The sequence below is a fragment of the Cysteiniphilum litorale genome (assembly GCF_003428165.1).
Lineage (GTDB): Bacteria > Pseudomonadota > Gammaproteobacteria > Francisellales > Francisellaceae > Caedibacter > Caedibacter litoralis.
In genome coordinates this window covers 23839-39945 of record NZ_QLIQ01000016.1, presented here as the reverse complement: position 1 = coordinate 39945, position 16107 = coordinate 23839, and the positions used below count along the sequence as shown (strand labels likewise).

The 16107-nt window shown below is 40.5% G+C and carries 12 protein-coding genes; 2 read left to right on the top strand and 10 right to left on the bottom strand.

Annotation, left to right across the window (positions count from 1 at the left end):
* Positions 1-408: 408 nt before the first annotated feature.
* Positions 409-3837 carry a DEAD/DEAH box helicase family protein gene (locus tag DNJ75_RS07795; protein WP_117002890.1) on the bottom strand — a complete coding sequence of 1143 codons (3429 nt, stop codon included), beginning with the start codon at positions 3835-3837 and terminating at the stop codon, positions 409-411.
* A gap of 121 nt (positions 3838-3958) precedes the next feature.
* On the opposite strand from DNJ75_RS07795, the gene DNJ75_RS07790 reads away from it, so the two are divergent.
* A complete protein-coding gene (locus DNJ75_RS07790; RefSeq protein ID WP_117002889.1) occupies positions 3959-4585 on the top strand; it encodes a hypothetical protein in 627 nt (208 codons plus the stop codon).
* A gap of 256 nt (positions 4586-4841) precedes the next feature.
* Positions 4842-7097: a DUF262 domain-containing protein gene (locus DNJ75_RS07785; protein WP_157968263.1), complete on the top strand. Its 2256-nt coding sequence runs from the start codon at positions 4842-4844 to the stop codon at positions 7095-7097.
* Between the two features lie 21 nt (positions 7098-7118).
* Here the strand turns inward: DNJ75_RS07785 and mnmE are convergent, their stop codons facing one another.
* From mnmE to DNJ75_RS07740, 9 genes are all read right to left on the bottom strand, one after another.
* Entirely contained in the window at positions 7119-8468 is a 1350-nt protein-coding gene (gene mnmE / locus DNJ75_RS07780) for a tRNA uridine-5-carboxymethylaminomethyl(34) synthesis GTPase MnmE (protein ID WP_117002887.1), read from the bottom strand.
* A 270-nt stretch (positions 8469-8738) separates the two neighbouring features.
* Positions 8739-9698 (bottom strand): tRNA dihydrouridine synthase DusB, encoded by a 960-nt coding sequence (gene dusB / locus DNJ75_RS07775; protein ID WP_117002886.1) that lies wholly within the window; start codon positions 9696-9698, stop codon positions 8739-8741.
* 6 nt (positions 9699-9704) lie between these two features.
* Positions 9705-10598 carry a 50S ribosomal protein L11 methyltransferase gene (gene prmA, locus DNJ75_RS07770; RefSeq protein ID WP_117002885.1) on the bottom strand — a complete coding sequence of 298 codons (894 nt, stop codon included), beginning with the start codon at positions 10596-10598 and terminating at the stop codon, positions 9705-9707.
* A 4-nt stretch (positions 10599-10602) separates the two neighbouring features.
* Positions 10603-11952: an acetyl-CoA carboxylase biotin carboxylase subunit gene (accC, locus tag DNJ75_RS07765; RefSeq protein ID WP_117002884.1), complete on the bottom strand. Its 1350-nt coding sequence runs from the start codon at positions 11950-11952 to the stop codon at positions 10603-10605.
* Between the two features lie 48 nt (positions 11953-12000).
* The gene (gene accB, locus DNJ75_RS07760) at positions 12001-12480 is read right to left on the bottom strand and encodes an acetyl-CoA carboxylase biotin carboxyl carrier protein (RefSeq protein ID WP_117002883.1); all 480 of its coding nucleotides are present in this window, start codon (positions 12478-12480) and stop codon (positions 12001-12003) included.
* Between the two features lie 141 nt (positions 12481-12621).
* Positions 12622-13068, bottom strand: a complete 447-nt coding sequence (gene aroQ, locus DNJ75_RS07755) for a type II 3-dehydroquinate dehydratase (protein WP_117002882.1) — start codon at positions 13066-13068, stop codon at positions 12622-12624.
* Positions 13069-13899: a symmetrical bis(5'-nucleosyl)-tetraphosphatase gene (locus tag DNJ75_RS07750; RefSeq protein WP_117002881.1), complete on the bottom strand. Its 831-nt coding sequence runs from the start codon at positions 13897-13899 to the stop codon at positions 13069-13071.
* Positions 13900-14676: a 16S rRNA (adenine(1518)-N(6)/adenine(1519)-N(6))-dimethyltransferase RsmA gene (rsmA, locus tag DNJ75_RS07745; protein ID WP_117002880.1), complete on the bottom strand. Its 777-nt coding sequence runs from the start codon at positions 14674-14676 to the stop codon at positions 13900-13902.
* Positions 14677-14694: 18 nt separating this feature from the next.
* Positions 14695-16071, bottom strand: coding sequence for a peptidylprolyl isomerase (locus DNJ75_RS07740; RefSeq protein WP_117002879.1), 1377 nt, complete (start codon positions 16069-16071; stop codon positions 14695-14697).
* Positions 16072-16107: the final 36 nt, after the last annotated feature.

The following is a 16107-nucleotide window of genomic DNA, read 5'->3' as shown; positions in this document are numbered from 1 at the left end:
TTAGAGTAGATGCTTTATTAATGGCAGTTGTTATAACGTAAAAGGCTAAGGATTGTAAATAGATTTTTAAACGTGATTATCGGTATATGCTGCTGCTTTGTCCAACACCCCGCCTCGCAAGCTCGGCACCCCTCTTGCAAAGAGGGGAATTAAGCGTGCTGCTTAAAGCTACAGGTTGTAGGGTGGTGTGACGTTATGATTTTGCAAGTGTTTGAATAATCGTTAATAACCATTCTGTTGCAAAGAGGGGGTAAGCTTTTAGGTGTGTGGGCAGTTCACTCAATGGGGTGTCTGTAATGTTACATAGAATGAGCAACATAGAAGCCATGGCAATGGTGAAAAATTCCCCTCTTTGCAAGAGGGGTGGCAGCCGTAGGCTGACGGGGTGTTGGCATAAACTGCACAAGCTTAGTTAGCTGCGGGTTTATGTAAAAATGGCGTCACAAGATTACGCATTACTTTAATAGTAATTTCATCGCTTTCAAATGCATCATAAAGTCCAGCATTCGATAAACTGTTAAATGGTGCACCAGTAAGCTCTTCGGCAGCAACAAAACCATTACGAATAATTTGGCGCTTCAACATATTAATCGCTTGCATGGCGGTTGCGCTAAGGTTTGGATGTGCTTCAATAAACGTATTAAAAGCTTTGTTAATCTCTAGCGGGTTACGTGGGAAAATAGCGCGTAATAACTTGGAGATATTATCCTTTGATTCAGGGAAAAAGTCATAGGCCTCTGTTAACGGGATGTTGGCATCTTTTTCAATGATAATCATCGCTTGGGCAATCTCATCACCGCTTAACTGGTCATCGCTGGTAAAGATTTTATCTAACAAGGCATATTGATCAAAAAGCGGCAACAGCTTCGTTTGAAAGTCATCCTTGCACTTGGCGTAATCTATCGTGCGTTCACCATAGGCTCGGTATTTGCATTCGCGGTAAATAATCTTATCGGGATTTTCTTCGATATCGATGACAATACGATTAAGGTACTCAGTGTAATCAGTGCGATTAAGCGTTGCCATTAGGTCGCGCAATTGGTTGCGGATTGTCTCAAGCTCATTAAATTTAGCATTTTCAAGTGCATCGGTTTCAACCAAGGATTTAATCTGCTCAAAATGCGTTTTACAGATATCAGGGTTAAGTCGACTTAACAATTCTTTGATGCCATCGGCAATTTTAGGTGTTTTGCTTCCACCTTTTTCAACTTCAAGCGCGTATTGAGTCATCAGGTGATCAAAGTCATTAGCTTGTGAGTGACCGTTTTTAGGCAAATACTGCATTAAGTAGGCGATATCTTTAAGGGTGTGAATTGTTTGCGGTTTGAATATTTTGAGCGTATTAGCAGCAAGTATGGCGTCGATATCTCTTAGGCGCTCTTTAATACAAATGTTATTGCGTGGCAAAGCGATAAGGTCTTCTTTGATCAGTGCGATAACATGATCAAAATCTGCCTTTTGATCACGTGAGTTAAATAGCTCAGCCAGTGCTATACGCTTTAGCATAATACGCTCAGAGGTTGAGCGAGAACGTGAAGGCTGTGCAATAGTTTGGCGCTCGCCAAAGTGGTTAAAATTGCCATGATGATCAAAAATCTGGAAATACTCTTTGTGTTTATCAGGTCCAAATAGATTCTCGCAAGTCCGTGTGCCACGACCGATCATTTGCAGAAACTTAGTATATGAACGCACGGATTTGGCAAACACCAGATTAACGATCTCAGGAATATCAATACCCGTGTCAAGCATATCTACCGAAATGGCAATGCGAACATCTTTGTTATGATCTGTTTTTTCACCGGTAAAATATGGCAAGAACATCTCGGCACTATGTTCTTCTTTAGAGGTGATTACCGTGCAAAAATTGCGTGCTTGAAGTTCAGGGTATAGCTCATCAAACACTTCTTTAAGTGTTAATGCGTGATTATTATTTTGTGCAAAGACAATGGTTTTGCCAACAAGCCCATCAACAGCTGACTTGATGCCATTATCCATGAGATTACGCATGATTTGCTGACAAGTACTTTTTAGAAAGATCTTCTTGTTGATATGTGATGCTTCAATATTGTGCTTTTCTTTGTCTTCGTCGCTCGCATCTTCCTCTAGGTTGAACGACTCTTCAAACTCGAGCTTTTGTTTAGCGGTGAGCTCATGATATTTGACACCATCGCGGGTAAATTGGGTTGAGTTTTCGATGTTTTTATAGTCGCATAGAAAGCCTTCGGCAACACCTTGGTCATAACTGTAATGAAAAGTAGGAACACCATTTTCGCACTCAAAAAACTCAAAGGTATGGCGGTGAGTGAAGTTAACAGGCGTTGCCGTTAATCCAAGCTGAAAAGAGTCATAGTACAAAAATAAACTGCGATAGGTATTGTAAATGCCGCGATGTGACTCATCGCTAATAATCAAATCAAAGAAGCCAACGCTGAAACGATTAAAGTAATTATTCATCGTGTTGTAGGTTGCAAGATAAATGCGTGCATCTTGTGTGCTTGCAGATTTCTCATCAATTAAGGCAATCGGTTCGTTGGTTAAAAACTCTCTAAAGCGTGTTTCAGCCTGATTGCGCAGGGCAAGTCGATCACATAAGAATAAAATTCGCTTGGCTAATCCCGCGCGCAGTAACATGTCACAAATGCTGATAGCAACACGTGTCTTACCGGTGCCTGTTGCCAGAACAAGTAGAGCTTTACGATCTTTGATGGTAAGACCGCGACCAAACTGTTCAGCAACGGTAGCAACAGCACTAAGCTGATAAGCACGATTAGCAATCTCAGTGTTTTTGCTTAAGTTTGCGATAGGCTTGCGATATATCTGTTTTTGTAGTGCGTACTCAAGATCATCCTGTGAGTAGAAGCCATAAAGGCGGCGAGGTGTTTGCTCTGTATTGTCAAACCAAATATAAGTTTCATATCCATTACTGTAAAAAATCACAGGGCGCAAGCCTTGCTTTGCTTCAATACCGTCGGCATAGAGCTGAGCTTGTGATTTTCCAGCGCTTGCATCTTTCTTGGGTGATTTGGCTTCAATTACGCCAATGACTTTGCCATTTTTACCTAAGAGGACAAAATCGGCATAGCCATGATTTGACTTATTGCGATATTGCTCAGCAATACGAAATTCATCAATCACGTTGGGATCATTATCTTGTGGCAGACGCCAGTTAGCTTCAATTAGCATGCTGTTAATGATATCGCGAGTACTAACTTCTTTAAGGTCCAGTGTACTTTGGCTTGATCTGCCGCGCTCTTTGATAGCCGCAATTTCTTCAGTGGCTAAGCTGGTGACCTCTTGCTTAGCTAGGGCATTACTTTGTTCTAAAAGCTTGGCTTCAAGTTGTTTGATTTTATCTTCTAATGCTTTTTTATCTTCTTTTGCTTTTTTTACTTCCTCCTCTTTCAAAGTAATTACTTTGTGAGGTGTTGGTTTTTTAAAGCGCGGCAATTGATCTTTAGTAACCCAGCCTTGGCTGATAGCAAACCATGCCGATACTAGATAGACACTTTGCAATGCTTCAAAAGCTTGATTTGCTGTTGCTTTATGCTCATGCGTTGAATCATTACCGCAGAAACGTACACGGGTTAAGTGGCTTATGACTTCTTTGCCAACAAAGTCGGTGAAGTCATCATTTTGTAGTAGTGAAGCTAAGTTGTTGGTATAAGGAATCTGTAAATGATAGGCTTGATACATGCGCTTAACAAGCATCTCAGTAAACGTACGTGATTTTGTGGCACTACCATTAGGGTCGCTATCCAAATATTTTTCAGCATATTGAATAATAACCAATTCATGCGTCATGTGCTTACTTAAAAATGAGAAGTTAGAATCCATCATGTGCTTAGCTCCATACTAAATTATGCGTGCCATGATACCATGCTTTAGTAATTTTAAGTTGAAAAAAACGCTAAGCCCCTTATTATTTAGCGCAATTTAAATGATTATCTAAAGGTGTAATATGAGTTTACCCTCACTTGGCGCTGTAGCAAAAGCCGGACTTTGCTCAATGACCGAATTATATGGTGCTCGAGATGCTTTAGTCTTTAATTGTTCACAGTCATTGTTGCAAAATAGCTTGGATGGCACGAAAAACTTCTTACATGATAAGCTTTGTTTGATACACCATGAACAGTATGCATTAATCGGTGATATCAATACGCAAAGACGATTAAGTGACATGTCATTAAAGCTACCGTTATCCCCAGATGGTGCTCAATATAACCCGCAGTTAGAGAACGTTGATGTATTGTTTGTACGTACTTACAATAAGGATATATTGAATTTCTGCTTTAGCGAGGTGATTGGACAACAACAAGCTCAGTATATTCGTAGCTATGGAGAGCGTGAGCAATTACCACGCTTTTATGGCTATGATGAATATTGCAAAAAGCTTTTTTGTTTTGAGGAAGTTATCAACAGGCTTAATAGTAATAAATCCACTGCTAAAAAGTTGGATATGATCAAAGAGATGTATCAGGCATTTTGGCAGCAAACGCGCTTAAGTCGTAGTAATCTGATTTTTTCATATGTTAAGCAAATTAATGAAAAAGGATTCAAAGTCGTCTGGGAGTCAGCAAAAAAATAAATAAATAAATAAATAAACAATGAGACATTATATGTCGCATCATCTGATTATGATGTTAATTATTGAGGTGACATTTTTAAAAAGTGATGATTTTAAAAACACCCCGTCAGCCTACGACTGCCACCCCTCTTGTAAAGAGGGGAATGTAACACATCACCTTTTGCCTAATTCCCCTCTTTACAAGAGGGGTGCTTAAGCTTGCGAGGCGGGGTGTTGAAATAGAAACAGTACAAAATTTTAGTATTAGGAGATGTCAATGACACGTTATGAAGGAATGAAAATCAATGTTGATGGTATATTCACCTCAACCCCTAAGAATGTCTATATGACTTTAGCGCAAAAAAATGGCTATTATATTCCAAGCTATCAACGCCCTTATGCTTGGGATGCTGATGCAAAAACGAATATGAATGACTTATTTAATAGCATCAAAGAGGGAATGTTCTCTGATGATTTATCCGCATTAGTATTCTTTGGAGCGATTGTGTTGGTTGAAGATAATAATGGCAACTTGGATATTGAGCCCTGTGATCCACGCTCAATGCCATCACAGGTTTCTGTTGTTGTTGATGGTCAGCAGCGTTTGACAACTTTCACCTTAGTGGCAGCAAGGCTTTATCAACGTTTGCATCAAATCAATAAAAAGCTTAAAGAAGATAAGCGTTACTTTGAGAAGCTTGATGATGATAAGCTGATTGATAAAGCACAAATAGTAGGTATATACAATGATCTGAGTGCCTGTATTGGTACAGCAACTGGGGCGACTGTTGAAGTGTGTCGTATTCGCATGGCAGAGAGCAGTTTTGAGGATAATCCTTATGGTTTTTATCCGCGCATCATTCGGATGTATGATGATTGCTGGTCAACTGCTCAAACAAAGGCATCATATACTTCAGATGTCGCCTCTTACTTATTTGAGTTGCGCCCAACAGATCGCGGTTATAATGGCGCATTAAAAGATTTGTTTAAAAGTATCGATTCAGAAATCAAAGAGACGGTGCACTCTGACGAGATGATATTGGCATTTGACTCGGAAGATAGCCATTTACGTGCCTATTTGCAGGGCTTTGATTTGGTGCAAATCGTTGATGATAGCTTAGCACTTAAGGGTGAGAAGTATGCGCTTTTAAAAGAAGCGGCTGCTTTATTATATCTTACGGATTTTATTTTATACCGATGTGCATTTACGGTAATTAGTGTGACAAAAAATTCTTATTCACATAATATTTTTCAGGCTTTAAATACAACGGGTGAGCCATTAAATGCCATTGATACCTTTAAGCCCGAAGTCATTCGTTATGTGGGACATCAAGCCTATCAGCATTCAGCTGAGTACCAACTGTTTGAAGCGATTCAAGCACTATTAAATGCTAAGCCGAATAAAACAAAGCCTAAATTGCTTGAAGCGTTGATTGCCGACTTTGGTTATATTTTTACTGGTGGTGCCAGCAAGGTTAACAAAAGTTTAAAAGCGCAGCGACAATTTCTAATTGAGCAATATCTAGCAATTGATCCTGATGCGCGTGAAGCAAAAACACAGTTTGTGCAAACAATTCATGATCATCTAATGTTTGGTTATGCTTTTATCAATCATAAAAAGGTGAGTGAAAACTTTGTGTATGATGGGCTCTTACCACAAGATGCATTACTCCTGAACTTTTTAAAAGAAAATGAATGGAATATCGTCCGTCCATTGATAAGTGCGCTGCGTTTAAATTCACAACATGATTTTAAAGAGGGCATAAGAGCATTAGCGGCTTTTATTGTTTTGGCAAAATTAAGAGTTGTAAATGCACCAATCAAAACGATGCTAGATGCTTTTTGGCGCGAGTGTATTGGCAATATCAATGCAACAACCTTAAAAAGCTATTTGCAGAGTAAGGCCAAAGAAGATGCATGGGAGCTGGCTGAGCAAACGCTATGGCAACAGCGTGTGGCGCATAATGATATCTTGGATGTGACAAAACTTCGCGGGGTTGCCAAGCTTGCGATTTTAAGCAGTTTTAACGATGCGCAATTAATGTGTCTTGATGCCTATAGTCTGTTGAAGCTACCAGAAGAAAAAAGTACAGCTAATTCAGATCATCGCTTTGAGATGACTCAAATGGAGCAGAAAAATAAGAATGCGCCTAATCGTTGGAGTAATGTGACGGTTGTGCCACTAGATTTGGAAACTCATTGGTTGCCGCAAGAGGGAATAGGGCAAGGGCAAGAAAACTATCAGCATTTATTGCAACAAGTTGGGGAGGATGCCTGCTATGTGTCTTATCTTAAGGGCGAGACGGCATTTAGTGATAAACGTTTACAGTTGGAGCAGTGCATTAAAAACCATTTGTTTGATAAATTTGCATGTTACAATAAGGCAAAAGAGATTGCCAAAGATACGATCGAAAAAGAAGAGTTACAGGCAGAGGTTTGGTTGAGTAATGTATATACGACATTTTCACGAATGTTGTGGATTGATGTGCATATTGATAATGCGCAGGAAGTAGAGGCTGAAAGCTATGTTTGATAGTGCGTTAGCTCAGTGAATTTATTTCCCAATACAAAAGCTACTAAATATCTCACCTAATAGATCATCAGCGCTAAACTCACCAGTAATCGATGAAAGCTGCTTTTGGGCAAGATTTAATTCTTCCGCTAATAGCTCACCGTCTTTATGCATCAGGTGACTAAAAGCCATCTCTAGGTGATCCTGTGCTTTAGTTAAGGCATTAATATGACGTTTTCTTGCGGTAAAAACGCCTTCAGTGGTTTGCTCATAGCCAATGGCTTTAAGCAGATAATCGCGTAATTTATTAATGCCAATATCATGCTTGGCAGAAATATATAGGTGATTGTCGTGATTCTCATTGTTGTTATTAGTTAGATCAACTTTATTGTAGATATAAGTAATCGGGATATGTGATGGAATATGCGTGAAAAACTCAGGGGCAAGATCGGTGATTTTTTTATCTTTGGTATCGTTAATATCAGCGACTAATAGAATATGATCCGCTTTTTTAATTGCCTCTAGCGCGCGTCTTACACCTTCGGTTTCAATCACATCATTGCTGACTCTAAGCCCTGCAGTATCGATAATATGCACAGGAATGCCATTGATTTGGATATATTCGCGTAAGGTATCACGCGTGGTTCCCTCAATGTCAGTAACAATCGCACTTTCCTTGCCTGCTAAGGCATTTAATAAACTTGATTTACCCGCATTTGGCTTGCCAGCGATAACGATCTCAACGCCTTCGCGTAATAATGCCCCTTGTTTGGAGTTATGCAGTACTGAATCAACATTATGCTGTACGTGTAGTAATTGCGTTTTGATATGTTCATCAGCCAAAAAGTCGATTTCCTCTTCAGGAAAGTCAATCGCCGCTTCAACATGAATGCGTAGCTGAATTAACGATTCAACTAAAGTATCAATATGTTGAGAGAAGTCTCCTTGCAATGAACGCATGGCTGATTTAGCAGCTTGCTCAGATGACGCATCAATCATATCGGCAATCGCTTCAGCTTGAGCTAAGTCAATTTTGTCATTAAGGTAAGCACGTTCGGTAAACTCGCCAGGGTTAGCAAGGCGCGCACCGTGCTCAATAGCCGTTTGTAAGATAAGGTTTAATACTACAGGTCCACCATGAGCTTGCAGTTCAACAACATCCTCACCCGTATAGGAGTGTGGCGCTTTAAAATACAATGCAATGCCTTGATCTAATGTTTCATTATTGACGTCTTTAAATGGCAGAAAATGGGCGTGTCTCGCCTTAAGAGGTGTTTGTGTGATCTTATGCGCAATGGCATAGGCGTCTTTGCCGGAAATGCGAATAATGCCCACGCCACCCTTTCCAGGGGCTGTGGCAATTGCGGCAATTGTATCAGAGTTGATAAGCATTTTAACGTTGAGTACATAATATAAAATATGCAGGTTAGAATAGCGGATTTTATCCCCATCGGAAATAACTTAATTGAGCTAATGCATGTGATTATTGTTTGGCGGAGACTATGATTTTATAAACACCCCGTCAGCCTACGGCTGCCACCCCTCTTGCAAAGAGGGGAATTGGGCGACGGCGATTTGATATTCCCCTCTTTGCAAGAGGGGTGCCGAGCTTGCGAGGCGGGGTGTTGAAATAGATGAATTGCGTAACCTCACTTATTGTAGTTAAAATGTGTAAGCTAAAAAATCAATCTGCGCTTCAGGCGTTGTTAGTTTATTAAAATGTTGACGTGCCTTAGTCAGATCAAGCTCCGTGACTTGCTCAAAGTACCAAGTAATGTGTTTGCGCGCAAAACGCACACCCATGTAATCACCATAAAAGCTATGCATAGCTTTGACATGTTCAATGATGGTATCTAATTTTTGTGTGAGGTTAGGTGCTGGCTGGTAGCGACCAGTTTGCAAAAAATCATTGATTTGCTGAAATAGCCAAGGATTGCCATGTGCGCCTCTGCCAATCATTAGAGCATCAGCTTGGGTGTAAGCAAGCACCTCTTTGGCTTTTTCAGGTGTGGTAATATCACCATTAGCAATGACGGGTATATGAATGCGTTGTTTGATTTCAGCAATAAGATCATACTCAGCATTACCTGTATATTTCTGATCGCGCGTGCGTCCATGAATGGTAAGCGCTTGAATGCCTGCATTCTCTGCAATTTGCGCAATCTTTAAGGCATTTTTATTATCCTTGCTCCAGCCAGTACGGATCTTTAAGGTCACAGGGACATTCACAGCATTGACAACTGTACAGAGAATCTCATCGACTAATTGTTCATTTTGCATCAGTGCAGAACCTGCTAGTTTATTGCAGACTTTTTTAGCCGGACAGCCCATATTGATATCGATAATATCGGCACCTTTATCAACATTTAAAACAGCGGATTCAGCAAGCATGATAGGATCCCCACCTGCGATTTGAATAATCTTGGGGGCGACTTCATCGTTGTGATCAATACGACGCTGTGTTTTAGGTGTTTCATATAGATGCTTGTGTGACCAGACCATCTCTGATACAACCCAGCCTACGCCATGCGTTTTACACAGCTTACGAAATGGCAAGTCAGTCACCCCTGCCATTGGTGCTAAGAATAAAATGTTATCTGAGTGAAATTGACCTATTTTCATGCTTTTTTATGGCTTGCGGATGCCGGAAATTAGTGTCCATTCATCCTTGAAAGTAGGTTCATTTAATATGAAATAGGGTGAGAATGCCTTGATAATATCATCCACTTGCTCTTGTAAAATACCCGATAAAGCAAGCTTGCCATGCGGTTTGATGAAATCAGCAATAACTTCTTTAAGATCAATTAAGATGCCTGCAAGAATATTGGCAATTAAAATATCCGCTTTGACTAACTTAGGTGCTTCATCTGGTAGGTAAGCAGTGAAATTAGCATTAATAGCATTTTTCTCAGCATTAGCGTGCGTTGCTAAAATCGCTTGAGGATCATTGTCAATGGCAATGACGTCATGCGCGCCTAGCTTCTTGGCAGCAACTGCCAATATGCCAGAGCCACAGCCCAAATCGATCACACGATCTTTGGCGGTGACATGCTGCTCAAGCCATTGAAGGCACAAAGCAGTTGTTTGATGTGTGCCTGTGCCAAAGGCAAGCCCTGGATCGAGGAGGATATTTACCTGATCATCACTGTGGATCTCTGGTGTACACCAGCTTGGATAAATCCATAAGCGACGTCCAAACTGCATCGGTTTGAAATCATCCATCCATGTGCGTGTCCAATCTTGATCAGCAAACTCACGTGTATGAATGTCGCCAATAATGTTGGGCTTTAACGCACTTTGATCAAGTGATGTGGCAATATCAGATAGCTGATATTCTTCAGTAAAAAGTGCAACTAAAACCACTTCATCCCATAAAGGGTTTTCATCGGGCTTTGGCTCAAGGATAGGTTGATCTTTAGCGTCTTGATAAGTCACAGAACAAGCGCCTTGTGCTAAAAGATAGTCTTCTAATGCTTCAAGATTGGCTTTAAGACAAGTAAGGGATAGCTCTTTCCACAGCATGGGGTTACGCTTTATCACGCTCGAGCATTTTCTCAAGATAGTGGATATTGGTGCCACCATTTTGGAAGTCGCGCTCAGCAAGAATTTTATGATGCAATGGAATATTGGTTTTAATGCCGCTGATAATCATCTCCTCAAGCGCGCTTTGCATACGTTGAATAGCGATATCACGTGTGCGAGCATGGACGATTACTTTAGCAATCATCGAGTCATAATTAGGTGGCACGAAGTATTGAGAATATATGTGTGAATCAACACGCACACCAGGACCACCTGGTGCGTGATAGATATCAATCTTGCCAGGACAAGGCATCATCTTCTCAGGGTCTTCCGCATTAATACGACATTCAATTGCGTGTCCTGTGATCTTAATATCTTCTTGTTTAAATGTCAGTGAACCACCAGAGGCAATGCGGATTTGCTCTTTGATTAAATCGATATTGGTGATCGATTCAGTCACTGGGTGCTCAACCTGAATACGCGTATTCATCTCAATAAAGTAGAATTCACCATTTTCGTATAAGAACTCAAAAGTTCCAGCGCCACGGTATTTAAGCATCTTACAAGCATCGACACAGCGTTTGCCGATCTCAGCACGTTGCTCGTCAGTAAGACCGACAGCAGGCGCCTCTTCAATGACTTTTTGATGACGACGTTGTGTTGAACAATCGCGTTCAAATAAATGAATGGCATTGCCTTCACCATCACCAAAGACTTGAATTTCAATATGACGCGGGTTTTCAAGGAATTTTTCCATGTAAACCATGTCATTATTAAATGCCATTTTCGCTTCAGCTTGTGTCATTTCGATAAACTTCAGCAAGTCTTCTTTTTTACGCACAACACGCATGCCACGACCGCCACCGCCACCAGCGGCTTTGATCATGATCGGATAACCAATGCTATCAGCCATCGCTAGATTTTTTTGTGGATCTTTGCTGATTGGGCCATTAGAGCCAGGTACACATGGCACACCTGCTTCTTTCATCGCTTTAATTGCGGCAACTTTGTCGCCCATCACACGAATGCTTTCCGCACGTGGACCAACAAAGATAAAACCACTAGATTCAACGGCATCGGCAAAGTCAGCGTTTTCGGATAAAAAGCCATAACCTGGGTGAATCGCATCAGCGCCAGAGACTTCAGCGGCAGCAATAATTGCAGGAATGTGCAAATAGCTGTTTGTAGGGCTCGCAGGACCAATACAAATAGTTTCATCCGCGAGTTTCACGTGCATCAAATCGCGATCAACTGTCGAGTGAACGGCGACGGTTTTAATGCCTAATTCACGGCATGCGCGAAGGATTCTAAGCGCAATTTCACCGCGATTTGCAATTAAGAGTTTTTTAATCATATCAAGCCTGTCAAAAACTGTTTTTATATCTATACAATAAGAATTGGCCTAGCCAATGATGAAAAGTGGTTGATCGTATTCAACGGGTGAACCATCTTCCACAAGAATTTTAAGTACGGTACCAGAGTGATCAGCTTCGATTTGATTCATAATCTTCATTGCTTCAATAATACATAAGGTATCACCTGCTTTAACGGCTTGACCTTCGGTAACGAAAGAGGCCGCACCTGGTGAAGGTGATTGATAGAAAGTACCAACCATCGGCGACTTAACTTGTTTGCCTTGTGGTAGGCTATCAGCAGGCTTTGCTGCAGGTGCTGCATGTTGCGCTTGTGGTTCAGCAGCAACAGGCTGTTGTGGCATAGCAGCAGGGGCGTGATGAATAAATTGTTGTGGCGCTAAAGCATGCACCGGCTGCGGATGACTACCGGTAATGCGAATGGAAGTTTCGCCTTCTTTGATTTCAATTTCGTTAACATTTGACTTTTCAATCAATGCGATCAGTTGTTCAATCTTTTGAATATCCATCTGTTTTAATTAACCTTTGTTTAGATTTAACTATTGTTTAACTCATTCCAACCAGACATTGTTGCGGCAAACGATCAAAATGTCACGTGTTGTTTTCGCTTTTTAGGTGTGGGTTATATCTAATTATTATTTAGTAAACCGTCATATACAGTTATGTTGACAGTAATCAATCGCCGCATGCATTGCCAGTTCATAGCTTTTAGCACCCATGCCTGAAACGATGCCGTAAGCAATGTCAGAAAGGTATGAATGGTGGCGGAAAAGCTCGCGTTTATCAGGGTTTGATAAGTGTGTTTCAATAAAAGGGATATTGATGGCAAGAAGTGCATCACGGATGGCAACACTGGTATGTGTATAAGCTGCTGGATTAATAATAATAAAGTCATAATTACCTTGAGCTTGCTGCAATTGATCAACAATCGCGCCTTCATGGTTTGACTGAAAGCAGCTGCAATGCATTTTTTTTGACTCGGCAAGCTCGATAAGCTTGTTATTTACATTGTCTAATGTTGCAGTGCCGTAAATATCCGTTTCGCGTTGACCTAGTAAGTTTAAATTAGGTCCATGAATAACTAGTATTTTTGCCATTTATTCGATCTCCTTAATTAAATTAATTGCATCGACCTGATGAATCTCTTGTGTATCAATACAGTAAGCACTTAGCTTGCCACCCCAAACGCAACCCGTGTCAATTGCGATACAGCGTGGGTTGTTGCTAACACCATTTAATGCTGCCCAATGTCCAAAAACAAGTGTATATTTTGCGTCAATTTTGGCATTAGGAATGTTAAACCATGCATCAAGGTGGTCAGGTTTATTATTAAGCTCACCTTTGAAAGAAAAATCCAAGCGACCATTTTGATCACATAAGCGCATGCGTGTGAAATAATTAGCAATGCAGCGCCAACGATTAACAGCTTCTAAATTATCTTGCCAAAGATCGGGCTCATTACCAAATAAGTTGCTCATAAAAAGCTGAAAGCACATATCGGTTTGCAGTACAAACTCAAGCTCTAACCCCAAACGTTTGGCTTTTTTAAGTGACCAAATTGGTGGGATGCCCGCATGAGTGATAAGGTGTTTTTTGTGACTATATAGAAAGAGCTGTTGCCGCAACCATTGGATTAATTCGTTTTTATCTTCAGCTTCTAAAATGGGGTTAAGTGTGTCTTTCTTAGCAGTCGGTAAATAGCCATAGGCAATGGCAAGAAGATATAAATCGTGATTGCCTAAAACCACTTTGGCAGACTTGCCTAAAGATTTAACAAAACGCAATACTTCAAGCGATTGCGGTCCGCGATTAACAAGATCACCGGTAAAGATCAATTTATCACTGTCAGGGTTAAATTGAATCTTATCAATTAATTGCATTAATTCAGCATAGCACCCTTGAACATCACCAATCACATAACTTGCCATTTACAGTGCTCCGATGTGATTGCTTAATTTGACAAAATCGGCAACGCTTAGATTCTCTGGGCGAAGCCTCAAATCAACGGGTAAATTATCTAGTTCGCTCGCAGGCACAAGTGCCTTGAGGTTGTTACGCAAAGTCTTGCGACGCATCTGGAAAGCTTGTTTAACAACTTTGGCAAAAAGCGTATAGTCATTGGCAATAAATGGTAATTCATTATAAGGCGTTAAGCGTAAAATACGCGATTCGACTTTTGGTGCGGGCTTAAATGCAGTGGCTGGAACAGTGAATAATGCTTCACATTTGAAGTGGTATTGCAGCATGACGCTTAAGCGACCATAGTTTTTCTCCGATGGCGCAGCAGCAACACGATCAACCACTTCTTTTTGCAGCATAAAATGCATATCTTTGAAAAGCGCTGCATATTCGATTAAATGAAAAAGAATAGGTGAGGAAATATTATAGGGTAAGTTACCAATGAGCTTTATTTTTGTGCCATGATAAAAGTCATTAAAGTTAACGGTTAATACATCTTGTTGGCAAATATTAAGCTTACCATACACCGCACAAGCAGCTTTCAATGGCAGGATCACATCTTCATCAAATTCGATAACTTGGATAGCTTTGGTGATTTGAAGAATATGGCGTGTTAATGCGCCAAGACCAGGGCCAATTTCGATAACATCGTCATCTGCCTTTATCCCAGATTGGTGAACGATATTGGCAATAATACTTTCATCCTGTAAAAAATTTTGCCCTAAAGACTTTTTGGCTTTATGCATTTAATGTCTCTTGTGTTTTTATGCCTCAGGCAAATTTAAATTTTGATCAACGATTTCAACATACGCGCTATCACGTAATGATAACATCCACGTTTTTAAGGCTTGCTGCGCATTTTCATTAAATAAAGCCATCATCGCTTGTTCTTTTTGATAATTCGCAGTGTCATCTTGTTTGCGTTTTGCGAGTACCTCAATGATTTGCCAGCCATTGTTTACCTTAAAAGGCGCGCTTACTTTCTTTAGTTTAGCGGCTTTAATCGCTTGTGCTAATGCTGGTGGTTGAGCATTTAAGCTAATCCAGCCCATGTCGCCACCACTATCGGCATTATCAAGCGCATCAGAGTTTGCCTTGGCAAGGTCACTAAATGATTGATGGTTGTCAAGTGCGGTTAAAATGCGCATTAATTTAGCTTTTGCATCATTGTCGGTAACAACTGGAGAGGTGTTGATCACGATTTGTTGAACGTGATATTGTTCAACAAAGTGTTTGGCACTTTCCGGTGTTTTACTGTCGGCGAGTTCAATAATTTGAACGCTACCATTAGCAATAAATGGTGCACTGATTTGTCCATTTTGCAGTGCTTCAACTTCGTTTTGATAGATGCTTGGTAGTTTATTAAGTGTTTTCCAGTCAAGTGAGCCACCGCTACTTGCATTGCCTGCTTGTGAATATTTCTTAGCAGCATCGGCAAAGGTGGTTTTTTTATCTTTGATTGATCGAATAATCTCTTTCGCCTGCGCTATAACTTTTTGTTGATCTTCAGTCGTTGGGTTATCAGGTAGAGATAAGACGATATTGTTAACTAAATATTCAGTTTGATTATCACTAAAATGCTTTTTGATGTACTTATCAACTTCTGTTGGTGAGATATAAACCTTGCCCGCAACGGCACGTTGTTGCAGTTTGTTAATGATAAGCTGATCTTTGACCGTTTGATAATAGGTGCTGTAGTCAAGATTTGATGCTTTAAGCTTTTGTTTGAGCTGTGCTAACGTAATTCCGTTTTGCGCCGTTACTTCGGTAATTGAGTTATTAACTTCATCGTCAGTGACGCTAATGCCTTGGCGCTTTGCCATTTGTAGTGCAATGGTCTGGTTAATCAGTTGTTGCAAGACTTGGCGTTGCAAGGTGAGATTATCCGGTATTTGTGCATTAGGATTGCTATCTAATTGTGCTTTGGTTTTAGCAACTTCGATATTTAATTGATCTAAGGTAATCGCCTGATCATTGACGATGGCAACAATCTCATTGATTAAATGTTTACCTTTGATGGTGGTGTTTTGCGCATGTGTGACGCCCGGTTTTTGCAATAGGGCAGGAGGCGTATCAGCAAATGCCAAAGAACTGAGAATAAGAGTGCTAGTAAGCGTTATAAATTTAGTGCGTAAGTGCATGAAAAAGTCAACTAAAGCTTAGTAATGCCAAGCATT